Origin of the sequence: uncultured Slackia sp., assembly GCF_959608125.1 — a bacterium.
GTDB lineage: Bacteria > Actinomycetota > Coriobacteriia > Coriobacteriales > Eggerthellaceae > Slackia.
The window spans coordinates 17,797-44,781 of the sequence record NZ_CAUHPG010000002.1; the positions used below are offsets into that span (position 1 = coordinate 17,797).

Annotated in this window: 22 protein-coding genes, 4 tRNA genes and 1 riboswitch; of the genes, 6 read left to right on the top strand and 20 right to left on the bottom strand. The window is 62.4% G+C overall.

All coding sequences use genetic code 11. The features are described from left to right. Window position 1: 1 nt before the first annotated feature. The 6 genes from Q6E04_RS00820 to Q6E04_RS00845 all read right to left on the bottom strand — a co-directional run bounded on the left by Q6E04_RS00820 (window position 2) and on the right by Q6E04_RS00845 (window position 4,631). Complete coding sequence (locus Q6E04_RS00820; RefSeq protein WP_303248948.1) at window positions 2–916, bottom strand: FAD/NAD(P)-binding protein; 915 nt, start codon at window positions 914–916, stop codon at window positions 2–4. After that, on the bottom strand, window positions 906–1,970 hold the full coding sequence (locus Q6E04_RS00825) for a 4Fe-4S dicluster domain-containing protein (protein ID WP_303248949.1): 1,065 nt from the start codon (window positions 1,968–1,970) through the stop codon (window positions 906–908). The genes Q6E04_RS00820 and Q6E04_RS00825 overlap by 11 nt, the downstream gene beginning before the upstream one ends. Before the next feature lie 62 nt (window positions 1,971–2,032). Continuing rightward, complete coding sequence (gene ndk / locus Q6E04_RS00830) at window positions 2,033–2,440, bottom strand: nucleoside-diphosphate kinase (RefSeq protein ID WP_009139270.1); 408 nt, start codon at window positions 2,438–2,440, stop codon at window positions 2,033–2,035. Window positions 2,441–2,524: 84 nt separating this feature from the next. Continuing rightward, window positions 2,525–3,904: a tetratricopeptide repeat protein gene (locus Q6E04_RS00835; protein WP_303248950.1), complete on the bottom strand. Its 1,380-nt coding sequence runs from the start codon at window positions 3,902–3,904 to the stop codon at window positions 2,525–2,527. Between the two features lie 39 nt (window positions 3,905–3,943). Then, the gene (locus Q6E04_RS00840; protein ID WP_303248951.1) at window positions 3,944–4,474 is read right to left on the bottom strand and encodes a peptidylprolyl isomerase; all 531 of its coding nucleotides are present in this window, start codon (window positions 4,472–4,474) and stop codon (window positions 3,944–3,946) included. A gap of 81 nt (window positions 4,475–4,555) precedes the next feature. Then, window positions 4,556–4,631, bottom strand: a tRNA-Arg gene (locus Q6E04_RS00845). 55 nt (window positions 4,632–4,686) lie between these two features. Between Q6E04_RS00845 and rlmD the strand changes: the two genes are divergently transcribed. The 3 genes from rlmD (at window position 4,687) to Q6E04_RS00860 (ending at window position 6,762) form a co-directional block, all read left to right on the top strand. Further along, complete coding sequence (gene rlmD / locus Q6E04_RS00850; RefSeq protein WP_303248952.1) at window positions 4,687–6,012, top strand: 23S rRNA (uracil(1939)-C(5))-methyltransferase RlmD; 1,326 nt, start codon at window positions 4,687–4,689, stop codon at window positions 6,010–6,012. Window positions 6,013–6,176: 164 nt separating this feature from the next. Beyond that, window positions 6,177–6,611 (top strand): universal stress protein, encoded by a 435-nt coding sequence (locus Q6E04_RS00855; protein ID WP_303248953.1) that lies wholly within the window; start codon window positions 6,177–6,179, stop codon window positions 6,609–6,611. 77 nt (window positions 6,612–6,688) lie between these two features. Then, window positions 6,689–6,762: transfer RNA gene (locus Q6E04_RS00860), tRNA-Gly, on the top strand. Between the two features lie 554 nt (window positions 6,763–7,316). On the opposite strand, the gene Q6E04_RS00865 is transcribed toward Q6E04_RS00860, so the two are convergent. The 11 genes from Q6E04_RS00865 to Q6E04_RS00915 form a co-directional block, all read right to left on the bottom strand. Then, complete coding sequence (locus Q6E04_RS00865) at window positions 7,317–7,985, bottom strand: hypothetical protein (RefSeq protein WP_303248954.1); 669 nt, start codon at window positions 7,983–7,985, stop codon at window positions 7,317–7,319. A gap of 18 nt (window positions 7,986–8,003) precedes the next feature. Then, window positions 8,004–8,468, bottom strand: a complete 465-nt coding sequence (gene smpB / locus Q6E04_RS00870; RefSeq protein ID WP_123197569.1) for an SsrA-binding protein SmpB — start codon at window positions 8,466–8,468, stop codon at window positions 8,004–8,006. A gap of 108 nt (window positions 8,469–8,576) precedes the next feature. Continuing rightward, a complete protein-coding gene (gene rnr, locus Q6E04_RS00875; protein WP_303248955.1) occupies window positions 8,577–10,607 on the bottom strand; it encodes a ribonuclease R in 2,031 nt (676 codons plus the stop codon). Window positions 10,608–10,675: 68 nt separating this feature from the next. Continuing rightward, a complete protein-coding gene (locus Q6E04_RS00880) occupies window positions 10,676–11,920 on the bottom strand; it encodes a S41 family peptidase (protein ID WP_368656391.1) in 1,245 nt (414 codons plus the stop codon). A gap of 19 nt (window positions 11,921–11,939) precedes the next feature. Further along, complete coding sequence (gene ftsX / locus Q6E04_RS00885) at window positions 11,940–12,851, bottom strand: permease-like cell division protein FtsX (RefSeq protein WP_303248957.1); 912 nt, start codon at window positions 12,849–12,851, stop codon at window positions 11,940–11,942. Next, window positions 12,844–13,680, bottom strand: a complete 837-nt coding sequence (gene ftsE / locus Q6E04_RS00890) for a cell division ATP-binding protein FtsE (protein ID WP_368656394.1) — start codon at window positions 13,678–13,680, stop codon at window positions 12,844–12,846. The genes ftsX and ftsE overlap by 8 nt, the downstream gene beginning before the upstream one ends. Window positions 13,681–13,995: 315 nt before the next feature. After that, window positions 13,996–14,943: a transketolase family protein gene (locus tag Q6E04_RS00895; RefSeq protein WP_303248959.1), complete on the bottom strand. Its 948-nt coding sequence runs from the start codon at window positions 14,941–14,943 to the stop codon at window positions 13,996–13,998. Further along, entirely contained in the window at window positions 14,936–15,799 is an 864-nt protein-coding gene (locus Q6E04_RS00900) for a transketolase (RefSeq protein WP_303249060.1), read from the bottom strand. The genes Q6E04_RS00895 and Q6E04_RS00900 overlap by 8 nt, the downstream gene beginning before the upstream one ends. An 11-nt stretch (window positions 15,800–15,810) precedes the next feature. Beyond that, a complete protein-coding gene (prfB, locus tag Q6E04_RS00905) occupies window positions 15,811–16,905 on the bottom strand; it encodes a peptide chain release factor 2 (protein ID WP_303248960.1) in 1,095 nt (364 codons plus the stop codon). A gap of 2 nt (window positions 16,906–16,907) precedes the next feature. Further along, window positions 16,908–19,685, bottom strand: a complete 2,778-nt coding sequence (secA, locus tag Q6E04_RS00910; RefSeq protein WP_303248961.1) for a preprotein translocase subunit SecA — start codon at window positions 19,683–19,685, stop codon at window positions 16,908–16,910. Between the two features lie 78 nt (window positions 19,686–19,763). After that, window positions 19,764–22,283 (bottom strand): BTAD domain-containing putative transcriptional regulator, encoded by a 2,520-nt coding sequence (locus Q6E04_RS00915; RefSeq protein WP_303248962.1) that lies wholly within the window; start codon window positions 22,281–22,283, stop codon window positions 19,764–19,766. Between the two features lie 218 nt (window positions 22,284–22,501). Between Q6E04_RS00915 and Q6E04_RS00920 the strand changes: the two genes are divergently transcribed. The 3 genes from Q6E04_RS00920 to Q6E04_RS00930 all read left to right on the top strand — a co-directional run bounded on the left by Q6E04_RS00920 (window position 22,502) and on the right by Q6E04_RS00930 (window position 24,066). Continuing rightward, entirely contained in the window at window positions 22,502–23,884 is a 1,383-nt protein-coding gene (locus Q6E04_RS00920) for a CCA tRNA nucleotidyltransferase (protein WP_303248963.1), read from the top strand. 12 nt (window positions 23,885–23,896) lie between these two features. Further along, a tRNA-Gln gene (locus Q6E04_RS00925) sits at window positions 23,897–23,970 on the top strand. Window positions 23,971–23,989: 19 nt separating this feature from the next. Next, window positions 23,990–24,066: transfer RNA gene (locus Q6E04_RS00930), tRNA-Glu, on the top strand. A 446-nt stretch (window positions 24,067–24,512) separates the two neighbouring features. Here the strand turns inward: Q6E04_RS00930 and thiD are convergent. The 3 genes from thiD to thiM form a co-directional block, all read right to left on the bottom strand. After that, the gene (gene thiD / locus Q6E04_RS00935; protein WP_303248964.1) at window positions 24,513–25,316 is read right to left on the bottom strand and encodes a bifunctional hydroxymethylpyrimidine kinase/phosphomethylpyrimidine kinase; all 804 of its coding nucleotides are present in this window, start codon (window positions 25,314–25,316) and stop codon (window positions 24,513–24,515) included. Beyond that, window positions 25,306–25,974: a thiamine phosphate synthase gene (thiE, locus tag Q6E04_RS00940; protein ID WP_303248965.1), complete on the bottom strand. Its 669-nt coding sequence runs from the start codon at window positions 25,972–25,974 to the stop codon at window positions 25,306–25,308. The genes thiD and thiE overlap by 11 nt, the downstream gene beginning before the upstream one ends. Then, on the bottom strand, window positions 25,974–26,816 hold the full coding sequence (gene thiM, locus Q6E04_RS00945) for a hydroxyethylthiazole kinase (protein WP_303248966.1): 843 nt from the start codon (window positions 26,814–26,816) through the stop codon (window positions 25,974–25,976). The genes thiE and thiM overlap by 1 nt, the downstream gene beginning before the upstream one ends. Then, window positions 26,809–26,919, bottom strand: a riboswitch (TPP riboswitch). (Overlaps the previous gene by 8 nt.) Between the last annotated feature and the right edge of the window lie 66 nt (window positions 26,920–26,985).

Genomic DNA, 26,985 nt, shown 5'->3' on the forward strand with positions numbered 1-26,985 from the left:
ATTACATCGACCCCTGGATATTCTTCGCTTCCCAATAGTTGAACACCGGCCCGTCGATACACACATACTGGTGACCGACCTGGCAGTGGCCGCATTTACCCATACCGCACTTCATATGGCGCTCGAAGCTCATGTAGATGCGGTCGTAGGGAATGCCCTTCTTGCGCATCTCTTCGACGACGAAGCGATACATCACAGGAGGGCCGCACAGCACGCCGTAGGTATTCTCGGCATCCACTTCGAGGTTCTCGAAAGGCTTGGTAACCAGGCCGACTTCGCCGTCCCAACCCTCTTCGTAGTTGTCGACGGTGAGATGCAGGTCGAAGTCGTTGCGATGCTTCCACATTTCGAATTGATGGCGAAACATCACTTCGCGCGGGTTCTTCGACCCATAGATGATCGTGACCTTGCCGAAGGCATGACGTTCGTCGTGGATGTAGTTGATGAGCGACTTCAACGGAGCGATACCCAGACCGCCCGCCACGAGCAAGATGTCGTGACCCTTCATCTCCTCGAAAGGGAATCCGCGGCCGAAAGGCCCGCGAATGCCAACCACATCGCCGCACTGCATGGTATGCAATACTTCGGTGAAACGACCGGCGCGGCGCACGCACAGCTCGATGAATCCCTGCTTGGACGGCGCAGAGGAGATGGAGATGGGCGCCTCGCCCACGCCGAAGATGGAAAGCTCGACGAATTGGCCGGGGTCCTGATGAAATGCCGAGCGAATGCGCTCGTCGATCAGACGGAATTCGAAAAGCTTCTCGGTGGCGGTCAGGTCGGTAATCGACGTGATGCGGGCAGGCCAGGGACGGTACGGGTTTTCCGCCATCAACTCGGCGCCCGTTTTGACATGGTCGGCGCTGCCGAGACGCGACACCTGGACCGACGTCGTATGCGCATGGCTATTCGGCATCGTTTGCCTCCTTGGTCGTCACGGCCGACGAACGGGTCTTTTCAGCGAAGAATTTAAAGACCTCGATAGGATTGATATCGGTCTTGCAGGCGCGCACGCAACGGCCGCAGCCCACGCACAGCATGGTGCCGTGCTTCATCTTGAAACCGTTGAGCTTGTGATACATGCGATGACGCACGCGGCCCCGCTCGTCGGCACGGAAGTTATGGCCGCCGGCCACCTGGGCGAATTCGGGGCTTGTGCAGCAATCCCAGGTACGCACGCGCTCGCCGGTCTTAGCGTCGGGAGCGAGGATGTCTTTGATGTCGAAGCACATGCAGGTAGGACACACCGCCGCGCACGCCGTGCAGTTCAGGCAGCGCGAGCCGAGCTCGGCCCAGAAAGGATCGCGATGGTAGGTGTCCATCAGCATGGCGATGTCTTGCACGTTGGGAATAGACTCGTCGAAAGCGGCAGCGCGACGATGGTTGGCTGCGGCAAAGGCGGCGCGATCGTCATCGGTCGCTTCACGCAAATGCGTGCTTTCCTCGAGAATCTCGGCCGCGGCGACCGAAGAAATGGAGACCCAGTAGCGGTCCCCCAGGTCCTGCAAGAACAAATCGTAGCCACGAGGGGCCTCGTCGGCATCGACCCGATGGCAGAAGCAGCTCGACGTGGGCATGCAGCCGACGCCGACGATCAGGGTCGCTTCGCGGCGTGCACGATAATACGGATCGCTGTAGCGCGAATCGAGAAATACGGCATCGAGACGCTCGATCGCGTTCAAGTCGCAAGGATGCACGCCGAAAAGCACACGAGGCTTCACATCGAGCTCGTATTCGATCACGTCGTTTTCGGCCACATCGAATCTGAAAAGCGTTTCCTCGGGAGGGAGGAAGTATTTTTTCGGCGATGCCATCGTGGTGGGATAATCAAGCACCACGTCGTCGGGGTTTTCGATCACATCGAAAATGTAGCCCTGGCCGTGTGCGACCGGGGCTACAAGTTCGTATGATTCCATGAAAGCTCGGATCAGCGACGGAAGGTCATCGGCATCGATGATTCGGTAGAGCACGCGCTCCTCCTCCTATGCAGGGACTCACGATCGATGGCCCCGTCGCATCGCGTTCGAATTGCTTACGCGCCGAAGAACACGCCGATCTCGCGCTCGGCGGACTCGGGGGAATCGGAGCCATGAATGACATTTTCGTCCATGATGAGGCCGAAATCGCCACGAATCGTGCCAGGGGCGGCTTCTGCGGGGTTGGTGGCGCCCATGAGCGTGCGCATCTTCTTGACGGCGCCCTCGCCGGAAACGACCATCTTGACCACGGGGCCGCTGGTGATGTACTCGATCAGGCCGTTGTAGAAGGGCTTGCCCTCATGCTCGGCGTAGTTGGCCGCAGCCTGCTCGGGGGTGACCATGCCGAGCTCCATGCGCTCGATGGTCAGGCCGGAGCGCTCGATGCGAGCGATGATCTCGCCCATGTGACGGTTGCGCACGGCGTCGGGCTTGAGCATGGAGTAGGTCTTCTCGATTGCCATATCTTTTTTCCTTTCTTCGAATCCGCCGGATGACGGAATTGGAACCTACGTGAGAAAAACGCGCCGCAGATGCGGCGCGCGGAGTTATTGCTGCGAGGGGAACGACATCTCGATGCCCGAAACCTTCCAGCCGAGAAGGTCGCGGACCATCTGCACCTGGTAATCGACATCGCCGCCTTCGGCGGTCTTCGCCGACACGTACACCGTGGAGTTCGACATGCTCTTGTCCACGCCGTCGATAGTGATGTTGGAATCTTGCACGACGCCGCGCATCGCCGCGTCGATGTTGTCTTCGCCCATGCTCTCGACGAAATACTGCGAAGCGTTCGCGGTATCGGAGAACAGGCTGCGGGCAACGCTTTCCTGCGTGGGATAGCCCCAGCCCTGCGTGTAAAGGAACACGCAGCCCGCAGCTGCGATCAGCAGCAGCGTGAAGAACACGACCAAGATCTTCAGACCGACGTTGCGGCGCTTGCGATCCTGTTTCGCAATGCCCTTCGAGTAGCGTTCCAACTCTTCGTCGCTCGCGTTGAAGAAGCGCTCGTCGCCCGACGCATATCCGTCAGGCACCGTATAGCCATACGCTTCGACAGGATAATACTGGGGATCGCTGTACGGCTCGAACGCCTGGGTGGCCTGATCGTAAGCGGCCTCCTGGGGAAGCGGCGCCCCGTCTGCGGCCACGTCGAGGCCCGACATGTCGTTTTCAGGCTCGTCCGGGACCGAGATGGGCTGCATGGCCGCGGTGCCTGTGGCGACGGCCTGCGCAGCGCGGCCGTAATCGACGCTGGCGGAATCGCTCAAGAAATACGTCTTATCGGCCAATGCCTCTTCAAAGGCGCTCATAGCCTGCTGCATCTGGCCGCATGCCACATACGCCTGGCCGAGATTCGCATACATCTTATTGCGCGTGGCAGGGTCCATATCGAACTGCAGCGCACTTTCGTAAGACTGCACCGCATCGGCAGGACGGCCCAGAGCCATAAAGCACACGCCCAGGTTCAGCAGGGCTTTGGTACGATCGGGATTGTTGACATCGAGCGCAGCCTCGCGGAACGCGACGCCCGCTTCGGCATTTTTACCCAGCTTGAGCAGCGCATTGCCAAGACCGAGGTACGCCTTGTAGGGAGTATCGTATTTCGCGTCGGAAACGGCGATCTCGAAATGGGACACGGCGTTCTCGTAGTCGTGCAGGAAAGCATAGGCCTTGCCCAGGTTGCAGTTCACCGCGCCGCACGCGTCATAGGCCGTATCCGCCGTTGCCTGCGTGTAAGCGAGAATCGCCTGATCGAAATCCTTCATCTGCAAGAAGCAATTGCCGATCTGGTGATAGATATAGCCCAAATCGCCCGGCCCCTTGACGACGGCGGGGTCGGTAAGGCACTGGTTGAACAACTCGAGCGCGGTCCTGAAATCGCGCGCCTGATACGCTGCGCGGGCCTGGGCGATAGATTGATTATCCATGAGACTCTTCCTTCGGTGCCGATGCGGCCGATGCGGCCGTTAGTCGGCGTTTTCGATTTCGACGGTCTCGATCACGTCGCCGACGCGAAGCGAGGCGATGACGTCTTTGCCTTCGATGGTCTGGCCGAACACCGTGTAACCGGAATCGAGGTTATGCTGGGGTCCGAGGCACAGATAGAACTGGGAACCTGCGGAATCGGGGTTCTGGGAGCGCGCCATGGCGAGGGCGCCGTCCTCATGGGAGTTATTGGGGTTGGTGCTGAACTCCTCTTTGATGGTGTAGCCGGGGCCGCCCGTACCCAAGCCCGCCCACGGGTTGCCTGCTGCGGCGATGACCTGCTCGGAATCGAGGTCGCGCGTGTTGGGGCAGCCGCCCTGGATCACGAAGTTGGGAACGTAGCGATGGAACTTCAGGTTATCGTAGAAGCCCTTGCGAGCGAGCTCTACGAAGTTGCCCACATGAATCGGCGCGTCGGCTCCTGCGAGTTGGACGCGGACGTCGCCTTTCGAGGTTTTGATGACGGCGATTTCGTTGCCGTTCGGCTGGTATTCGGGGGTGTACATAGCCATGCCCATGCGCTCCTTTTCTCGTGCATACCCGTAAATAGACTTGCAGCAAGGCCGCATGCGCGGCGTGCGGTTTTCAACGGCTGGTGCCCCCTACAGGATTCGAACCTGCGGCTTTCTGCTCCGGAGGCAGACGCTCTATCCCCTGAGCTAAGGGGGCACATTAGCGTTCGGAATTATACGCTAAAATGACGGGACGCGAGAAAAGAGGATGCATGCATGAAGAAATAACCATAGAACGACTTGCCTACGGCGACGCGGCGATCGGACGCGCCTCGAATGGAAAGACCGTCTTCGTCGAAGGCGGCTGCCCGGGCGACGTGGCCCTCGTCGAAATGACCGCCGACAAGGGCACTTACCTTGAAGGACGCGCAATCGACATCATCACGCCTTCTGCAGACCGCGTGATCCCCTCCTGCCCCTATGCGGCCGAGTGCGGCGGCTGCGGCTGGCAGCACGTCTCCTACGAGCGCCAGCTCGAAGCCAAGCGCGCCAACGTCGTTTCGCAGCTTGCGCGCACCGCAGGCTTCGGCGAGGAGCGCGCCCAGGAGCTTGTGGCCGCATGCGTGCCGTCGAAGCGTCAGATGGGATATCGCAACAAGCTCGAATTCGGCTGCGCGCGCGACGAACGCGGAGGCTTCGTCACCGGCCCCTATCGCAAGCACACCAACGACATCCTGCCCGTCGATTCGTGTCCGCTTGCGCACAAGGCGATCGAAAAGGCGCCGAAAGCCGTACGCGGCGCGCTGCGTTATCTCAGCGGCGGCAACGACCTGGGTATCTACCGCGTTGGCGTACGCCATTCGCTGCGCACCAAGTCGCTCGAGGTTGCCCTGTGGACCAACCCCGGAGCCTTCCCCCGCGCCGCTGTGGCCAAGACCCTTTCGCAAGCCGTCAAGGCAACGAGCATCGTCCGCGTCATGACCGACGACCGCGGCAAGGCCCGCAAGCTCAAAGGCGTCGAAGTGCTCGCCGGCAAAGGCTTTTGGACCGAGTCGGTCTGCGACGAGGACTTCAAGGTAAGCGCCCCGTCGTTTTTCCAGGTGAACACCGCCCAGGCAGAGCATCTGGTCCGCATCGCTCTCGAAGGCCTCGAACTCGACGACGATGCCGTGGTGGCCGACCTCTATTGCGGCGTAGGAACCTTCACGCTGCCTTTGGCACGCGCCTGCGACCTCGTGTTCGCCGTCGAAAGCTACGGCAGCAGCGTGCGCGACCTGCGCCGCGTGAGCGAAGAGGCAGGCCTCGACAATATCGAGGTCATCGGCGGGGATGCGGCCCGCGAACTTCCCGAACTCGGCGAGCTCGACGCGCTCGTGGTCGATCCGCCGCGCGCGGGCCTTGCGGCTGAAATCATCGGCAGCATCGCCGAAGCCAACCCGCGCCGCGTGGCCTACGTGAGCTGCAATCCGTCCACCTGGGCGCGCGACGTGGCACGCTTGGAAGACGCAGGATACGCCCTGCTGCGCGCCACGCCCGTCGACATGTTCCCGCAGACCTACCACACCGAAGTGGTGTCGATTTTCGAACGCAAGGCCTAGGCCGCGCACGCCCGGCCGCAAGGGAGGCCCTCCCGGCCGGGCGTATCCGGAAACCGCATGCTCGAAGCGGCGGAGGGGTATACTGGTGGCGCGCGGTGGGATCGACCGCGCGCCGGCGGCCGCGCACGTTCGGCCGCCTCAGTCCGACCGCAAAGGAGGGCATCATGGCTCTTGAGAAAATCCTCGTCGCCTACGACGGCAGCGAAGCCGCATCCGCCGCACTTGATTTGGCCGCCGACATCGGAGCGGGCAACGACGAAATAGGCATCGACGTCGTCAACGTGGTCGCCATCCCGCTGCTCAGCGACGAACAGCTGGTCAGCTTCGCTTCGGTGCTCGAGCTGATGGAACGCGACGCCGAGGCCCTGCTCTCCGACGCCGTAGCGCGCCTCGACGAGCGTGATATCGACAACGACGTCGAAACCTACATCCTCAACGGCACCGACACGGCCACGGAAATCGCCAAGCTCGCCGAGCAGGACGGCTACGACATCGTCATCATCGGCAGCCGCGGACTCGGCGGCATCAAAGGCTACCTGGGCAGCGTCGGCCACAAGCTGCTGAGCATCTGCAGCAAGCCCGTCCTCATCGCCAAATAGCACGGTGAAAGCGGATTTGATAAAATTGCATCTTGTGCGATGATTTGAAGAGTAGTAACATAAACAAACGCACTAACGCGGGTGTAGTTCAATGGTAGAACCTGAGCCTTCCAAGCTCATGACGCGGGTTCGATTCCCGTCACCCGCTCCATTAAAACCCCAGGCCAGGTCCTTGTTGACCTGGCCTTTTGCTTTCGATGCTCAATCCGATGCTATATGAATGCTGAATCGTGCGCCAAAGGGTGCGCCAAATGTGCGCCAAACTCGTCGAAAACTTCTCGCAGAACTCGCACGCACAACCCCCCCCCTACGACATCGGGACCGCTCGATACGCAAGACCCTTGAGTGCATCCCGATTCCCGCAAAGCCGATCCTGCATCGAATTGAAACGCAACGACGCCTCGACTCGCTCTTCTTTGGAAAATATCCTCGCGCTAGGTCATTTTTCTCCAGCTTTGCCACGCATGAACCTGGCGAAAGCGCCATCGAAGACACTTTAAGCAACATTTCTAGCTCATTCGTGGCTTATCTTTAGCAAAAAACACCGACTGATGATTCATCGATACATGCTTTCGTGGCAAAGCCTCGTTTTTTCGACCGCAAAGCCCTTATTTTTCCAAATCGGCGCAAAACCGTGCGAAAGCAAAGCTCGTCTATGGCGCAAAAAAAGCCGGCGATTCATGCCGCCGGCTTCTCCATGCAGCGTTATTTCAGATAGCGCTTCAGATCGAGTCCGCCCATGATGTCATCCATGGCCTCTTTAAGCTCCTTGGCGGCAAGCGCACCTTCACGGGCAAGCTCGACGCTGCCCTTCGCCATGTCTTTCATCTCGCCCTGGGTCATGCCCATCACGACAACCTTATCATCAGGATCGGGCTCTTCCTCGGCAGGGCACCAGTCGTAGTGCTCGCACGATTCGCACTCGCCGTCGCAGCCCGCCTCGTAGAATTCCTCGGCCGCAGCCTTGGCAGCCTTCTCTTCTTCGGTCAACTCGCGCTCGGGTTCTTCCTCGAGTTCTTCCTCGGCTTCTTCGCCGCTCTCGACAACCTCTTCGACCCGCTCCTCTTCGTCTTCGAAATCGTCGGGGCACCAATCGTAATACGGGCAGGTCTCGCACCCCCCTTCGCACTGCTCTTCGTAGTAGCGCTCCCATTCGGCGCGCATGGTCGCATCGTCTTTAGGCTCGAATTTCTCCTTCAGGCGCTGGTATTCCTCGTACTCGCGACGCTCTTTGGATTTTTTCGCAGAAGCCCCGCGTCCGCGTTTTTTCGACGACTTGCCGTCATCGAGGTCGAGGTCGCCGAACACGGCTTCCTTGGCGACATTTTTGGCGACACGGCCCGCGGTGCGCGTGGCCTTCCTGAACAGACCCATCGGTCGAAACCCCCTTGACTATCGCAGGCGCGCCTTCAGCGCCCGCTCGATTTCGCGTTTGGAATCGCGCTCCGCCATGGAGGCGCGCTTATCATAGAGCTTTTTACCGCGTGCAACGGCCAATTCGAGCTTGACCAGGCCGTTCGTAGCGAAGTAAATATTGAGCGGAACGAGCGCCATACCCTTCTCGCGCGTCTTCTCCTCGAGATAGCGGATCTGGTTGCGATGCAGCAGCAGCTTGCGCTTGCGGTCCGGGTCGGGATTGGCGATGTTGCCGTGCGAATACGGAGCGATGTGAAGCCCGTGCAGCCATACCTCGCCGTGACGGATCAAGGCGAAACAATCTGTCAGTTGGCAGTTGTTCTCGCGCAGCGAACAGACCTCCGTACCCGACAAAACCATGCCCGCCTCGAACGTCTCGAGCACCTCGTATTCATGAAACGCCTTGCGATTCTTCGCTATCTGCTTCTTTTCTTTCGCCACCTGTTTCGAAAACCTTCCATTCGCCCGCCGTGCGGCGCCCCTGCGCCGCGGCATCGCTTCAGTATATCCGTTCATTTAGCGCAAGTACACCGACGCGCGTCACGCCACCTATCGCTCCACCAGCTTGAAATCGGCCCGACGCTCGTAAGGATAGACCGCGTTGATTCGCACGCGCACCCGCATGCCGAGGCGATACACCGCCAACGTGTCCGAGCCCGTGAGCATGCGGCGCATCGGATCGAGCATGAAGTATTCCTCGCGTCCGCCCAAAGAGACGAATCCCTCGGCGGTGTTTTCGAGGCGCACGAAAAAGCCCGATGCAGTCACGCCCGAGATAATGCCCTCGGCGATCCGTCCTATCTGCTGCTGCAACAGCTCGTAGAGCTTGAGTTCCTGCGATTCGCGCGCCGCTTCTTCCGCCGTGCGCTCCGCAGCCGACGAATGCTCGGCTATCGCGGCCATGGCATGCTCTTCGGCAGAGGTCTCCTGACTGCGGCCGAAAAGGGCCGTTTTCACCATGCGATGGACCATGAGGTCGGGGTAACGCCTGATCGGACTCGTGAAATGCGAATATGCGTCGCTCGCCAAGCCGAAGTGACGCTCGCAGACGTCGCGATACGTCGCGCGTTTCATGCTGCGCACGAGCAACGACGAAACGAGGAATTCCTCCCTGCGGCCGCGCGCATAGGCCAGCACGCGCTGGATAGCTCGTGGGTCGGCCGACGAAAACGCATCGAGCGAGACGTGGCCGTCGTAGCCGAATTCCTGCAGAATCGGTTTGAGCTGCGCCATGTCGCTTTTCGTCGGCGCCTCGTGCACGCGATAGATACTGGCCACCTTGGCGTCGCGCAGAAAACGCGCCACCGCCTCATTGGCGGCGATCATGGCTTCTTCCACCAGCGCGGTGGCATCGGTCTTGGTACGCAAGTCGACGCTCACGGGCCTTCCCAGCACGTCGAGGCGCACCTTGGCCTCGACGCTTTCGAAATCCATGCCGCCACGCGCGATGCGGGCCGCATGGAGGCGTCGCGCCGTCTCATCCAACGCTCCGATGCAGGCCGCGATATCGGTCGCAAGCACATCGGAAGACACGCCCGCCGCCTTGGCAGCCGAGGATTCATCTCCGCGACGCAGCGCATCGATGCATTCCTGCGCCTGGCCATAAGTCAGGCGGGCGCTCGATTCGATCACGGACGGATAGATGTCGACATGCAGCACCTCGCCTGAGGCCGAAACCTTCAAATCGACGCTCATCGTGCGACGCAGCTCGCCAGGGCGCAGCGAGCAGACGTCGTTGGAAAGCGATTCAGGAAGCATGGGAATCACGCGGTCGACAAGGTACACGCTCGTACCGCGACGGCGCGCCTGCAGGTCGATCGGACTGCCCCACTCCACATAGTGCGACACATCGGCGATATGCACGCCGAGAAGCATAGATCCGTCTTCGAGACGCTCGATAGAAAGCGCGTCGTCGAAATCCTTCGCGTCGTCGGGGTCGACGGTGAGCACGGTGCGGCCCGTCAGGTCGCGATAGCGCGCATCGGTCAGGGCGCGTTCGGCGTCGTGTCGAACCTGCGCCGCCTGTTCGAGCGATGCGGCCGAAAAACGCGTCTCGAGCTTATGGCGCGCCACGATCAGCTCGACGTCGATGCCGGCGTCTCCCGCATGGCCCAAAACCTCTTCGACCACGCCCTGTGCGGGCTCGTGCCGCGACGGATACGCCGTCATGCGCACGCGCACGATATCGCCGTCCTGCACATGGGGCGCGTCGCGGCGCAGGGTGAAGATATCGTGCCTGATGCGCGGGTCTTCGGGAACGACCACGCCGAACGGGTCGGCCACCTCGTAGCGTCCCACGATGAATTCGTGTGCGCGCGAAAGCACCCGCACCACGCGTGCGGGCGGCTTCTCCGAACTGCGTATGCTTTCCTTATGCGAGCTACGCGATGACGAACCCACGCGCGCGACCTCCACAAGGTCGCCGTCGAATGCGTCGGCCGTCTTCGATGCAGGGATGTAGAACTCGCCTTCCGCCGTCTGCACGAAGCCGTAGCCCGCGCCGCACAACTCGAGCACGCCGCGCGGATGAGCGCGCGGCATGCGTCTGGTGTTCGATTTGCGCGATCTGGATCGAGGCATGGAGCCTCCCCTTTCATGAAACAGCGCACCCCGAAACGATGTCGGGGTGCGCGCGATAAAGCGAAACGCTATGCCGCCAGGGAAGCCGCCGTCTCGACGGCGAAATCCTTTTGATTGTCGGTCGAAGACCCCTCGCGCACCGTCACGGTGACGTCGGGAGCAACGCCGACCTTGTCGATAGGATAACCGCTCGGGCTGACATAGCGGGCCGCCGTATAACGCAAGGCACCGCCGAAAGACAACGGCTTGGTCACCTGCACCGAGCCTTTGCCCATGGTGGCCGTTCCGGCGACCGTAGCCCGGTCGGTGTCGCGCAGGGCGGCCGCAAGGACCTCCGCCGCACCTGCCGTATTTCCGTTGACCAGCACCACGAGCGGCGCATCGGTGGCCGCATCGCCCGAAGCCTGCTTGGTCGTCTTGGCATCGAGCGTGTCGATTTCGACCACGACGCCGCTGCGGATGAACAGCGAAGCGACCTCGACCGCCTTGGTCAGATAGCCGCCTGGATTGTCGCGCAAGTCGAGCACGAACGACAGGGCCCCGTCAGCCGTCAGGTCATCGACGGCGCTGCGCACGAGCGCGTCGGAGTTTTGCGTGAACTGCTTGAGCGCGATATAGCCGACCGTACCGATCCTCTGCGTGGTGACATTGGATTCCTTATAGTCGGAGCACACGAGCGTCGTCGTGAACTCGGTGTCCTCTCCTCCCTCGGTAGCCGACGGACGAAGCCACGTAACCACCACGGTCGAATCAGGCTCGCGCTGAACGGCGTTGATGGCTTCGGTCGCCGTCCAGTCCTGCGAACGGTCGCCATCGATAGCGACGACGATATCGCCCTGGCGCACGCCCGCTTCGGCGGCCGAAGACCCCTCGAACACGTCGAGCGCATAGGCACGGCCGTTCTCCTCCGAGAAGAAGACGCCTACGCCGGGGTATTCGTCGGCGGAAACGTCGACGAATGCCGTATAGCGCGTGCTATCGAAATAGCGCGCATAGGCGTCGTCGGTAGTCTTCAAGAAAGCGTCGAGCACAGACCGCGTCGCCGCCTCTGCATCGTAGGTATCGAGACTGCTGGCGAGCAGCAGGCTTTCCACCTCGTCGAGACGCGAAGATACTTCGGCCATATCCTGCAGCGTATTTTGGGCACTTTTCTTGCTATCCTCGGGCACGACGAAGCCGACCCGCTCCATCAGGTCGGCATTGCCGCGCACGAAGAATCCCGCGCAGAAGATCAGGCACGCGCCGATGCACAGAAGCAAGATCTTGAGCAGCTTCGAGTTGCGTGCGCCCATCTCGATATGCCTGCTTTTCATGTTGCGCATGGCGCGTTCTCTACACCTTCAGGTAGCGGCGCATGGCCAGAAGCGAACCGATTGCCGCAATGACCAATCCGAACACGAACATAAGGCCGTAGATGCCCACATACACGGTGCCCGGAAGCTCGATCGGGAGCCACATGAGCGCATCGGAAACCTGCGGCAGCGCGAAGCGGCGCAGAAGCTCGATGGCGCCGACGGCAAGGGCGGAGCCGATGACCGCGTGCACCGCGCCTTCCATCAGGAAGGGCCCGCGAATAAAGCCGTTCGATGCGCCGACGAGGCGCATGATCGAGATCTCCTTGCGGCGGGCCAGGATGGCAAGGCGAATGGTGTTGTTGATGAACACCAACGCGATGAAGATCAGCAGCGCGATCAGGGCCACGCCGATATAGCGGATATAGCTCGTCAGGCTGAACAGACGGTCGACGCTGTCCTCGCCGTATTTCACGCTATCGGAGGGGTCTTCCGGGTTGTCGCAAATCTCCTTGAACGCAGGGTCGGCGGCGAGCTGGCCGGCGATGGTCTCGACCATCTGGGGGTCGGACAACTCGATATCGATCGACGCCGGCAACGGATTGGTACCGTCGAGCTGGTCGACGATGTCGGTGGAGCTCATCGAATTCTGGAAGTTTTCGAGCGCCTGTTCCTTCGTCGTAAAGCCGACGCTTGCCACGCCCGCTGTGTTCTCGAGGTCTTTCATCACGTCATCGATCGAAGACTGCATGGCATCGTCGTCGATATAGGCGGTGATGGAAACCTTGTCTTCGACCGAGGACACGGTGTTGTTGATGATGGCGCCGCCGACCAAAAAGATTCCGATGATGAGCAACGAAAGGAAGATCGTGACGATCGAGCCGAGCGCAGTGCTGAGATTGCGCGTGAATCCGGTGAGGGATTCTTTGAAGAAGTAGATAAGGCTAGACATCGAAGCCGTACACCCCCCTGTCCTGGTCGCGGGTCAGCTGACCGCTGTCGAGAGCGATAACGCGACGGCGCATGTTGTCGACCATCTCGCGGTCATGCGTCGCCACGAGCACGGTCGTACCCGTACGGTTGATGCGCTCGAGCAGGTCCATGATGCCGCGGGACGTCTGCGGGTCGAGGTTGCCGGTAGGCTCGTCGCACACCAGAAGCGGAGGACGGTTCACGATGGCGCGTGCGATGGAAACGCGCTGCTGTTCGCCACCCGAAAGCTGGTCGGGACGCTTATTGAGCTTATCTTGCAAGCCGACGAGACGCAAAACCTCGGGAACCTGGGTCTTGATGACGTGGCGGCTCTTGCCGATAACCTCGAGCGCGAATGCGACGTTCTCGAAGACGGTCTTGTTCGGCAGCAGCTTGAAGTCCTGGAAGACGCAACCGATATTGCGACGCAGATACGGGACACGCCAGTTGCGCATCGTGGACAGATCTTCGCCGGCGATGTAGATATGACCGTCGGTCGGCTTAAGCTCTCGCGTGATCAGCTTGATGAACGTCGATTTGCCGGAACCGGAATGGCCCACCAAGAAGACGAACTCTCCCGCGTAGATCTGCAGAGAAATGTCATGCAGCGAAGGCTTGTTCGGCTGGGCAGGATAGACCTTGGTCACGTGGTCGAACGTGATGACGGGAGCGCCGACGGGCTGCTGCTGCACGTCATCGACGGACAGCGTGGGCAGCGAGGCGGAAAGATCAGGCAGAACGCCGGTCTGAGCGGGGCGCTTCTGCTGCGCGCCGTGCGCAGGGGCGGCGTGGCTCGCCACAGCGGGCATGGCGCCGGTAGCCTGAGGCTGGGGCGCTTGGTCTGCGCCCTGGATGGCCGGCGCAGGAGGCCTGGATGCAGCATCGTGGACAGGAGCCGCATGGCGGCCCTGCGGCGCGAAAGACGCCGTATCGGCATCCGTCGCATCGTAGACGCGACGCTGCGCATCGTTCGTGTTCGTCACAGAATGCTCCGTTCAAATCGTGATTACTGGACTCAACCAACCTATTTTAACAAGGACGCCGCACTGGCGTGCGGCGGTCACAGAATGTTCATCGAGGCCCCAACAGGAGCCCCGATGATGTACATATATCCAGGTCAGAGCCTAGTTGTTCTTTTTAGCGATAGCCGCCTCGGCAGCCTCGACGATAGCCTGGGCATCAAGCTCGAACTCGCGCATGAGTTCGGCCATCTCGCCCGACGTGCCGAAGCAGTCGCGCATACCGACGCGAACCAACGGAGCGGGCAGGTTCTCGGCCAGCGTTTCGGCCACGGCGCCGCCCAGGCCGCCGATCACGGAATGCTCTTCGGCGGTCACGATGCAGCCGGTCTTGCGAACCGACGCGAGGATGCATTCCTCGTCGAGCGGCTTGATCGAGAACGCATCGATGACCTCGGCGGAAATGCCGCGTTCGGCCAAAGCGTCAGCGGCTTTGAGGGCTTCGTCGATTTCGACGCCGCATGCGGCGATCGTGACGTCGGAGCCTTCGCGCAGCACGTTCGCACGGCCGAGCTCGAGCTTGACGTCGGCATCGTAGACGCACGGAACCGAAGCACGGCCCATGCGAACATACACCGGACCGGGGGTTTCGGCAGCCAGCTTGATGGCGGCCTTCGCCGACGCGTAATCGGCGGGAACCAGCACGCGCATGTTGGGCAGGACACGCATCAGGGCGATGTCCTCGACCATCTGGTGGCTGCCGCCGTCAGGACCGACGGAGACGCCCGCGTGCGTCGGGGCAATCTTCACATCGAGGTTGGCATAGCACACGGTGTTGCGAATCTGGTCGTAAACGCGGCCCGTGCCGAAAACGGCGAAAGAGCCGGTGAATGCCACATGCCCCGTCAAAGCGAGACCCGCAGCGACGCCGACCATATCCTGCTCGGCGATACCCACGTTGAAAAGACGCTCAGGATATGCGTCGCCGAGCTTTTTGGTGGTGGTGGAGCCTGAAAGGTCGGCCTCGACGGCGACGACCGGTTTGCCTTCTTCAACCAGTTCGACCAACGTCTCGCCGAATGCAGCGCGCGTGGCCTTCTTCTCGTTAGCCATGCAGGGCCTCCTTCTGGGTCAGTTCGTCGATAGCCTGTTCGGTCTGCTCGGCATTGGGAGCCTTGCCATGCCAGCCGGCCTGGCCCTCCATGAAGGAGACGCCCTTGCCCTTGACGGTTTCGGCGACGACGACCTTGGGCTTGCCGCAGCGGGAAGCCTTCGCGGAAGTCAACGTGTCGAGCACGGCTTCCATATCGTTGCCGTCGCAGGTGTAGACCTGCCAGCCGAACGCCTCGAACTTCGCGACGAGGCTCGAAAGAGAGCACACGTCCTCGACGGCGCCGTCGATCTGCAGGTGGTTGTGGTCGACGATGGCAACCAGGTTGTCCAGGTTGCGATGGGCGGCGAACATGGCCGCCTCCCAGACCTGGCCCTCCTGGCACTCGCCGTCGCCCATGAGGGTGAAGACGGTGGCGTCGTCGCCCTCGAGCTTCATGCCGCAGGCCATGCCGGAAGAAATGGACAGGCCCTGGCCCAAAGAGCCGGTCGAAGCCTCGACGCCGGGGAGCTTGCGGCAGTCGGGATGGCCCTGCAGACGGCTGTGAAGCTTACGCAGCGTGGCCAGCTCGTCTTTGGGGAAATAGCCCGCCTCGGCGAGCGTGGCATAAAGAACAGGCGCGGCATGGCCCTTCGAAAGCAGGAAGCGGTCGCGGCCGGCTTTGGCCGGGTCGCCGGGGTCATGCTCGAGCACGCCGCCGAAATACAGCGCGCACAGAATCTCGGCGGACGAGAGCGATCCGCCGGGATGCCCGCTGCCCGCTTCGGCCACCATGTTGACGATATCGACGCGGATATCGTTGGCCTTGCCTTTCAAATCTTGCAGGTTCACGTCGTTTCCTTCCGATGGTGCGACAATCGATACCTTGGTTATTGCGAGACACGCCAGCGGTGATAACCGACGACGAATGCTTCGAGATCGCCGTCGAGCACCGCATCGACGTTGCCCGTTTCAATATTACTACGAAGGTCCTTGACCAACTGGTACGGGTATAGAACATAGTTTCGAATCTGGCTTCCGAAGCTATTCTCCATACGTTCGCCACGCAGCGACGCAAGTTCTTCGTCTCGTTTGCGACGTTCGATTTCGTAGAGCTTGGCGCGCAGGACCTTGAACGCGGCCTCTTTATTCTGTAGCTGGCTCTTCTCGTTCTGGCAGGTCACCACGATGCCCGTGGGCATATGCGTCAAGCGGACCGCCGAGTCGGTGGTGTTGACGCACTGACCGCCCGGGCCGCTGGAGCGGTACACGTCGACGCGTACGTCCGCGGGATTGAGGTCGACTTCGATGTCGTCCGACATCACGGGCAGCACTTCGACGCTGGCGAACGTGGTCTGACGGCGCTTCTTATCGTCGGTCGGCGAAATGCGTACCAGGCGATGGACGCCGTGCTCGCTTTTCAGCATGCCGTAAGCGTTGTGACCCTCGATTTGGATGACCGCGCGATCGAGGCCGATGCCCTCGCCCGGCACCACATCGAGCAGCTTGACCTTCCAGCCCTTCTGTTCGGCGTAGCGCACGTACATGCGGTAGAGCATCTCGGTCCAGTCCTGAGCCTCGAGGCCTCCTTGGCCGGGGTTGATCGAGAGGATGGCATCGTTGGAATCCATCTCGCCTGAAAACCACGACTCGACCTCGAATGCGCCGAGCATCTCGGCCAGACGGTCAAGCACGCGCTGTTTCTCGTCGACGAACGCCTCGTCTTCGGCCGCGAGCTCCGCCGCCGCGCGCGCATCCTCGAGCAGCATCTCGGCTTCGCGGTACCCCTCGATCGTGTCGCGCAGGGCGCTCGCCTTGCGCGACACGTCCTGAGCGCGCGACGCATCGTTCCAGAAATCAGGCGAAGCGATCTGCTCGTCGAGCTCGGCGAGCTTTTCCGCCTTCTCGTCGATGCGCATCCATATGCGAGCATCGGCGACGCGTTGCGCCGCCGCCTCGATGTCTTTCGATTCTTTCTCAGCCATAACTACCTATCGCGACCGTGACATTTCTTGAACTTCAGACCGCTGCCGCACGGGCAGGGGTCGTTGCGACCGACATTGGCGTACGGATCGTGCTCTTCCTTGCGGTAGGTCTGAGGCTTCTGCTCCTGCGGACGAGGCCTCTGCGCGGCGCCGTTTGCGGGACGCGAGGCGCTCATCGTAGAATCCAGCGCGGCTTCGGGAGAAGAGTAGCTTACCGCACGGCCTTCGAGCGGAGACTTCTCGTCCTCCTCCTCCACCTTCGCGGCCACCTGCAAGCGCAAAAGCGTGCGCAGGAAGTCTTCATACATCGAAGACGTGAGCGCGGCGAAAGCAGCATGCGCCTCTTCCTTGTACTCGACCAGCGGGTCTCGCTGGCCGAACGCACGCAGGCCGATACCCGTCTTGAGGTAATCCATCTCCTGAAGGTGGCTCATCCAACGGGCGTCGATGATACGCAGCATGACCTGCGCCTCGAGCTTCTTCATGTTCTCGTCGCCGATGGCGGAGCGCTTCTCCTCGTAGACGGACTCGAGGTAGTCGATCAAGGCCTCGGAGACCGCGGCGGCCTCGTCGTCGTGGTCGAGGTTTTCGACTTTGAAATCGGGGCGGCCCGTCATGTCGGCCGCCCACAGGTCGACCGCGCGCATATCCCAGTCGTCGCTAGCATCGCGCGTCGAGCAGTTCTCGTCGACGACCGCATTGGCGGCGTCGGCGATGATGTCGTCGATGCGGCTCGTGAGGTCCTTGCCATCGAGAATCGCGTTGCGCTCTCCGTAGATGGCGTTGCGCTGCAGGTTCATGACGTCGTCGTACTCGAGGACGTTCTTGCGCGCGGCGAAATGCATGGCCTCGACTTGGCGCTGGGCGCTTTCGATAGCCTTGGACACCATGCCCGCCTGAATGGGCACGTCGTCTTCGGCGCCGGTCTTTTCCATCATGCGTCCGATCGAATCCATGCGGTTGCCGCCGAACAGGCGCATGAGGTCGTCTTCGAGAGACAGATAGAACTGCGTCAGGCCGGGGTCGCCCTGACGGCCGGCACGGCCGCGCAGCTGGTTATCGATACGGCGCGACTCGTGACGCTCGGTGCCGATGACGGCCAGGCCGCCTGCGGCGAGCACCTTGTCGTGCTCGGCGGCGCAAACCGCCTTCGCCTGGGCGAGGGCCTCGGCTCGCTGCTCGGCCGTCGGCGCGGGCATCGCGCTGGGGTCGTCGGTCTCGTCTCCCGGCATGCGATCGGGGTCGAAGCCCTTGTCGCGCAGCACGTCTTCCATGAGCACGTCGGGGTTGCCGCCGAGCAGGATGTCGGTGCCTCGGCCTGCCATGTTGGTGGCGATGGTCACGGCGCCCAAACGGCCCGCCTGAGCGACGATGTGGGCCTCGCGCTCGTGGTTTTTCGCGTTGAGCGTCTCATGCGGGATGCCGCGCTTGTCGAGCAGGCGCGACAGGCGTTCGGAGCTTTCGATCGACACGGTGCCGACCAGGCAAGGTTGGCCTGCGGCGTGACGCTCGGCAACGTCTTCGGCCACCGCGCGGAACTTCGCCTCGACCGTACGATAGATCAGGTCGTTCTCGTCGATACGCTGCGGCGTCTTGTTCGCGGGGATGGCCACGACGGGAAGGTTGTAGATCTGGCGGAACTCGCCGTCCTCGGTCATGGCGGTACCCGTCATGCCGGAAAGCTTGCTGTACAGGCGGAAGTAGTTCTGCAACGTAATCGTGGCGAGCGTCTGGTTCTCCTCGCGGATGCGCACTCGTTCTTTCGCCTCGAGGGCCTGATGCAGGCCCTCGGAGTAGCGGCGGCCCTCCATGATGCGGCCGGTGAACTCGTCGACGATCTTCACCTGTCCGTCGGCCACGACGTAATCTTTGTCGCGATGGAACAGGAAATGGGCCCTCAGGGCCTGCTGCAGGTGGTTGGCCAGCTGGCCGGACGGATCGGCGTAGACGTCCTCGATGCCGAGGCGCGACTCGATCTTGGCAAGGCCGCTCTCGGTGGCCATGATCGTGCGCTTCGCCTCATCCATCTCGTAATCCTCGTCGCGCACGAGGCCGAACATGGCCTGGGAGAATTTCTTATACATATCGGCGGCCTTCACGCCCGCGCCGGAAATGATCAGCGGCGTGCGCGCCTCGTCGATGAGAATCGAGTCGACCTCGTCGACGATGGCGAAATGATGGCCGCGCTGAACGCGCTGGTCGGCGCGGGTCACCATGTTGTCGCGCAGGTAGTCGAAGCCGAACTCGGCGTTGGTGCCGTACGTGACGTCGGCCTGGTAGGCCGGGATACGCTCGGACGGACGCATGCCGTTCTGGATCAGGCCGACCTTCATTCCAAGGAAGGCGTAGATCCTGCCCATCCATTCGCTGTCTCGACGGGCCAGGTAGTCATTCACCGTGACGATATGCACATTCTCGCCCGTCAAGGCGTTCAGGTAGCCGGCGAGCGTAGAGACGAGGGTCTTGCCTTCGCCCGTGCGCATCTCGGCGATCTGGCCGTCGTTGAGCGCCATGGCGCCGATCAGCTGCACGTCGAAATGGCGCAGGCCCAACGTGCGGACGCTGGCCTCGCGTACCGTAGCGAACGCCTCGGGAAGGATGGATTCGAGCGATTCGCCGTCGGCGACGCGCTTCTTGTATTCTGCCGTAAGGGCGCGCAGCTCTTCATCGCTGCGCTCCTTCATCGAAGGCTCGAGCGCGTTGATCTTCGCGACCTGCGCCTGATACCCTTTGAGCTGCTTCCCCTCGCCAAAGGTGAGGAGCTTCGATAGAAATCCCATGATACCTCTCGTCCGCCGGCGGCCGAGGCGCCGGCCTCGCTGTTCGTGCCGATGCCGATTCATACGGGTGCCACTTTATCACATCGCCCCTTGTCCTGGCTCCATCCCCCATGACACCGGAGAACTATCACGCCTTCCCGCGATCAATTCGCGATGCAGGCGCATCACGCGCTCTGAAGGGTCCATGCCGAGCTCTTCGACCATGAAGCGCCTGCACGCCAGAAACGTCTCCATCGCCTGGCTGCGCTGGTCGGAAAGCATCTGTGCGCGCATAAGCGCGCAGTAAGCGTCTTCCCGCTCGTCGCACCGGTCGAGCGCCGCCTGCGCGAACCAAAGCGCCGCCTGGGCTTCGTCGATATCGCACAACCGGTCAGCCGCCGTGACGAGCGCGTCGACAAGACGGCTTCGGTACCGCTCCCTCAGCCGATCGATATAGGCATTGCCCGTCTCGGACGGCAGCAAGTCGCAGGAAAAGTCGTTTTGAAGGCGCGCGAAGGCCTCCATCCACTCCTGCGCATCGGGCCGGCCGAAGAACAGCGTACGGCATATTTCCTCGAATTCATCGACGTCGCTTTCGACGTAGCGCGCATCGACCATATATCCCGCCTGATGACGCACTGCATATGGACACTCGCCCCGTTCGTCCTCGAGCGCGCGGCGCAAAGCCGACCACAGCGAATAGAGATTGTTCGACGCGCGATCGCCCGACGAATCGGGCCACATGATCTCGAGCAGCTCCTGACGTGCAACCTCCTTGCCGCGATGCAAGACCAGGACCGCAAGCAGCGTCTTCGCCTTCGGCTTGCGAAACGCCGTCGACTCGAGCACCTGGCCGCCGATGCCGATTTCCATGCCGCCGAACAGGCGCACACGCATCTTGGCGACGGCGTTCGCATGCGCAGGAACGGCTCCGATGACGCATGCGGATCGGCGGCGCGGAGAAAAGGCCGCATCATGCCAGGCTTTGCGCTGGTCGGCAAGCCCGGCGACAAGCGAGCGCGCCTCGTCCTCGCGACGGTCGGCGCCATCGACCGCAAAGCCCGCCTCGCGGACGGCATCGCGCAGAATGGCTTCGTGCACATCGACGCCTGCAACGGCGCGTCGCGCTTCCAGACAGCGCGACGCGCAAGCACAGGCACGCTCGAGAAGGCGCCTGGATGCGGCATCGTTCGTGCGCAGCGTGCGAACGATGCGCGCCATCCCCGCCAAAAACACCGGCTGAGCGATCGCAGGGGCCTCGGCGGCCCCCATGATATCGACCGCACGCTCGGGGTCATCGCCCATGCACGACCAGGCCGCCGCCGCCAAAGACGCGGCGCCGCCTTCGCCGAGGGAGCGCACCGAAGCGTCGGAAAGCGCGGCACGAACGCGGGCGGAAACGTCGTCGGAGGCGCAGGCGCAGGCTGCGAGCGCCGCATGGCAGGCCTGCTCGTCGCTTCGGTCGGCGTGCGCCAAGGCGCGCAAGGCGAAACGGAGGGCGCGCTCGTCGTCGCCCAGAAGATGCAATCGGGCGGACGCGCCGAGCAACAACCCGGGCGTCAGGCCGCTCGGCCTCTCGCCCAGACTCTCGAACAACCGCTGAACGGGCGCGACGACCCCCGATTCTAGAAGACGGCCTTGTTCGGCATCGATCCAAGACGGCCGGCGGCGACGCGGACACAACGTCGCCATGAGCTCGCACGCGCGTTCATGGCGGCCTCGATGAGCAAGCACGGAGGCCAAACGGCAGACGAGCGCCTCCCTGCTCGTCGACGATGCGCGCGCCACCGTCGCGTCGATCACGCCGCGAAACGCCGCATCTATGGCCTCTATCGGGAACTCGTGCGCGCAAAAGCGCTCCTCGACCAGGTCGAGTCCGACGTAGGGATAATGCTGTTCGATGAAACGGCGCGTGTCCTTGCGCAACGAATGCACGAACGAATCGACGTCTTCGACCGAACCTTCCACGAGCACTTCCATCACGAATACGGCAAGCTGTATCTCTGCGGGCATATCGGCCGAACGCATGCCGTCGAGCAGAAGCGATCCGCCTCCTCGGCCGCCCCACACCAGCGCGGGAATGCGCTCGCTCGCCGTCGCGTCGCGCGGCAGGTCGCCGAACGAGGATGCCTCCGCATCGTCGACGAGCAGGTCGTGCGCCGTGATGCACGTACGGTCGTTCTGACGGTCGGCGAATGAATCCGTCGCCGGCGTGGCGACCGCCACGACCTCCCATCCCTTGCTCAGGATGGCGTCGATGTCGCGAGAGAACGCATCGGAGCGCTCGTCATCGAGATACGGAACATCCTCGAACACCACGAGCGACTTGCGCTGGCTCGCATCGCTGAGCGACGGAACCACGATGCGGTCGTCGAGATCGCGCAGGAAACACGGACTTTGCCCGTTGATCCAGAACACGTTGTCGAAACCGAAAATCGATTCGGCGTACTCGCAGACGAGCGAGGTCTTGCCGAACCCCTGAGGAGCGACGATGAAGCGAGCCACCGTCCGGTCGAGCATCATTTTCTTGATCAGGCGCGGTCGCGAATGGATGCAGGACAATCCCAGCCCCTTCGGTCTTCGTCCGCAGCACGCCGAATGCGATATGAAATTCCTCATGTTCAATCCCTCCTTGATGAAACGCGGCGCCAGGCGCCCCCTGGGTTCGACCCCACGAATCACCAGGGAATTTCATTGTAGACAACGAAAATGGCCGCGAATTACGCCACGTCCATGCCGGAAACGAAGCGTAAACGAGAAGAAGCCTTGGCCTGCGCAGACGCACACCGCCCGGGTTTTCCCAGCGACTATCCCCGGAGTTTTCCCCATGCGCTACCATGGCGTCTATGACAGACACCGCCCACATACCCGTCGACCCGCGCGCGCTCGCCGTACTGCGCGCCATCGAAGCCGAAGGCGAAAGCGCCTGGTTCGTCGGCGGCTGCGTGCGCGATGCCCTCATCGGCAGGACCGCGCACGATTTCGACATCGCAACATCGGCGCGTTGGCAACGCGTTCGAGCGATCTTCCAAGCGCGGGGGCGTCGCGTCATCGAGGCAGGCGCCAAACACGGCAGCGTCGGCGTGGTCTTCGACGGACTCGTCGTGGAAATAACGACATACCGAATCGAGTCGTCCTACAGCGACGGACGCAGGCCGGATGACGTGGCATTCGTCAACGAAGTCTCGCTCGACTTGGCACGCCGCGATTTCTGCATGAATGCGATCGCCTATCACCCCGAACGCGGACTGTGCGACCCTTTCGCCGGCCGAAGCGACATCGAAGCCGGCGTCGTGCGCGCCGTCGGCGATGCCCGCGCTCGCTTCGAGGAAGACCCGCTGCGCATCCTGCGAGCAGTCAGGTTCTGCGCGCAACTCGGATTCGAAGCATCCGAAAGGACCCGCGAGGCCATCTTGGAAGGCGCCGGCGACATACGACGCGTCGCAAAAGAGCGCGTGTTCGCAGAGCTCGAGAAAACGCTCGTCGCCCCAGCCCCTGGAGGCGTCATCGCGCAGTACGCACCGGTCATCGAAGAAATCGTCCCGGGCTTTCCGAACAAGGACGCGAATAACATCGACGATCGGCGCCGTTCGCTCGAGCGAACGGCGGGCACCATGGACGCGGTGCCCGCACGAGCGGAGCTGCGTTTCGCCGCATTGCTTGCCGATATGGAAAAGACCTGGGGAAACGGCATCGCACGCAGCAGCCTGAAGGCCCTCAAGGCGCCCCGCAAGCTGATCGACCGCGTCTGCGCGCTGCTCGATGCGATCGACGAAAAAGCGAGCGCATGCCCGCTTCACATCAGGCTGCTCGCCGCAGCGCACGGCGGCGACCTCGACTTCGTGCGCGAGCTCACGACATTGCAGCAGGCGCTCGGGGCCGACGACGACGCCGAAGACGGACGAAGCACACGAATACAAGAAGCCATCGACGAAGTCGAACGCTACGCCAGCGCATTGAAGCGCAGCGATTTGGCGATCGGCGGAGGCGACCTGATCCAGGCGGGCATGGCGCCCGGGCCCGCCGTCGCGGCGATGCTCGACGCCCTTCTGCTCGAGGTCATCCAGGGCACCGTCGACAACGAGCGGACGGCTCTTCTCGAGCGCGCGATGGGCGGAAACCTCCCCTGCGAGCCCGCCGCAGAAAATATTTTCAAAAAAGTTTTGAAAAGAGAGTTGACGAATCAGGCGAAGCACCGTAATATTCAAACCCGCGCTTGAAGCGATACGCATTGGGGTGTCGTCTAATGGCAGGACAGCGGTTTCTGGTGCCGTATGTGAGGGTTCGACTCCTTCCACCCCAGCCATTTCAGCGCAACCATATATGGCCTGGTCGTCTAGCGGTTTAGGACATCGCCCTCTCAAGGCGAAGATCGGGGGTTCGAATCCCCTCCAGGCTACCACGAATCTTCAGAAGCCCTCGTTCGAGGGCTTCTTTTTTTCTTCGAATACATGTCGCGAAAATGCCCGATTCCACACGGTTCGCCCGCATGATACGACGACGCGCCAGCTGGGCGCCGCGTCTTCCCCGTTCCGTGGAATCATGAAGGACGCTCCACGGAATCGCATCTATTAGATCGTCTTCGAGCGGTCGAACCCCTTCGCCTCGCCCGCCGCTTAGCATGCGCCCCTTGCCGACTTCCGGCGCGAATCGGGCCGAAATCCGGATCGAACCTTGCCGCAATCAAGCCGCATCGGCACTCTAAGACGCCTCGAACCACGTTCTTTCTCGCGACATACGCACTCTTTTCGGACACGATTCACCGCCGCATGCGAAAACCGCGCCTGCGATCGACGAAGTCGCAGACGCGGTCTTTTCGGCAAACGGTACGTTTATTTCTATATCCGGTTATTCAGTACGGCGACATTCCCACATATGATCGAGAGGACCCGACCCTTTGCCCATATCGAACCCGGCTTCGAGAGCGCCTGCAACGTAGCGCTTCGCGGCCTCGACGGCCTGCGGGGCGCTCTCGCCGCGTGCGAGACCGCAGGCAATCGCGCTCGAAAGCGTGCAGCCCGTGCCGTGGGTGTTCTCCGTCTCGATGCGACGGCCCTCGAACCAATGCATACCGTCGTCGCAGCACAGCAGGTCGTCGGCCCCCGAAACCCCGTGGCCGCCTTTGACGAGCACCGCACCGGGCGTCATCGCCTTCAGCATGCGCGCCGCGCGCTCCATGTCGTCGCGCGTGCACACCTCCATGCCGCACAACACCTCCGCCTCGGGAATATTGGGCGTGATAACCGATGCCAACGGAAAAAGCTGTTCGACGAGCGCTTCGCGAGCCTGCTCGTCGATCAAGGACGCGCCGCTCGTCGACACCATGACCGGGTCGAGCACCACGTTGCGAGCATCGTGCGCCGCGAGTCCCTGCGCGATCGCTTCGGCGATGGGGCGCGAAGAGACCATGCCGATTTTCACGGCATCGGGCCTGATGTCTGAAAACACCGCGTCGATCTGCGCGCGCACGAAAGACGGGTCGGCATCGAATACGCCGTAGACCCCGAGCGTGTTCTGAGCGGTCAGCGCGGTGACGGCCGTCTGGGCGAACAGCCCGAAGGCCTCGATGGTCTTGATATCGGCTTGAATTCCCGCTCCACCTGAGCTATCGGAACCGGCAACGCTTACGACCGAAGGAACGCTATACGACACGTTCGACTCCTTCCCTCAACGTGGACGCGGCCGCTTCGATATCGTCGGCGGCGAACACCGCCGAAACCACCGCAGCGCCCTCGACGCCCGTATCCTGCAAGCAAGACAGCGTGGCAGGCCCGAGACCGCCGATGCCCACCACGGGAATGGAGACGGCCGCGCAGATTCGCGCGAGCTCCTCGCACGCCACGATAACCGCATCAGGCTTGGTGGCCGTGGCGATCAGAGCGCCCACGCCCAGATAATCGGCCCCTGCGGCCTCTGCGGCGCGCGCTTGTTCGACCGTCTGCGCCGAAACGCCGACGATTCTGTCGGGACCGAGCACGGCACGCGCCTGCGCGCACGCCGTGTCGCTTTGCCCCACATGCACGCCGTCGGCGTCGCACGCAAGCGCCGCCTGCACGTCGTCGTTGATGACGAAGGGGACCCGCGCATCAGGACACGAATCCGCAAGAGCCTCCGCGATGGCGCGATACGCATCCTCGAGGGCTTCGCTCGACGCCTCCTTGTCGCGCAGCTGCAAAAACGTGGTTCCGCCGCGCACGGCGTCGACGCAGCACGCCTCGAGCGTACGTCCGCGAAGCCAGGCATTGTCGGTCACCGCGTACAAGCGCAGGCATTCGGGATGCTCGCGAAGATACGCGCGAGGAGCATCCATTACGCCACCTCGGTCACCGCGGCCGCCTCGGCAAGAGACGCGCCCGTCGCACGAGAAAGAGCGTCCATCAGATACGTATGGTAACTGCCCGTGCCATCGGCCTCGGTCATGCGAGCGGCGGCCTCCTGGCCTGCGGCGCCCATATGCACCACGGCGGCAAGCGCCGCTTCGAGCATCGAGTCGCCCGCGCAGGCGGCATAGGCGCCGCACAGGACGGAAAGCATGCAGCCGGAACCCGTGATGCGGCCCTGCAACGGCGAGCCGTTGCGCACCGCGAACGCGCGCGTCGCGTCGGCCACGATGTCGATCGGGCCGGTGATGGCCACGACGCATCCCGCCTTGGCGGCGAAATCGCGTGCAAAGGCAGCCGCTTCTGCGACATCCTCCTCGGCGCAGACCGCATCAGCAGGGTTCACGTCGACGCCCTGGGTGGCCGCGGCGTTGCCCGCGAGGGCTTTGATTTCGCTCATATTGCCGCGCACCAAAGCCACGGGAAACGTGTCGAGCAGCTCGCAGGCCGTCGCCGTGCGCAGCTTCGACGCGCCCGCGCCCACGGGGTCGAGCACGATCGGATGGCCCAGCTCGGCCGCCTTCGCGCCCGCGACCTTCATACCCGCGATCGTCTGCTTGTTCAGCGTGCCGATATTGAGCACGAGCGCACCGCAGATGGACGTGATGTCGTCTACATCGTCGGGCTCGTCGCTCATGATGGGGCTGGCGCCCGCGGCCAGAACGGCGTTCGCGCAGCTTTCGACCGTCACGTAGTTGGTGATGCAGTGCACAAGCGGCGCGCAAGCGCGCACGGCGTCGGCGCGGTCGGAAATGGATGCAGTAAGAGACATGGTTTCAGACTCCCTTCGTTGGCATTATCCACATCAGGTTCATCGGGTCGGGACGCGCACGCCCCCTCTCAGCCCGTTACGACGAGCTCCCCGTATGTGCGGCCGATTATAGACCGTCGCATGCCTTTCGGCACGCACAACCCGCCGAATAGCGCCCGAACGGCGCCGA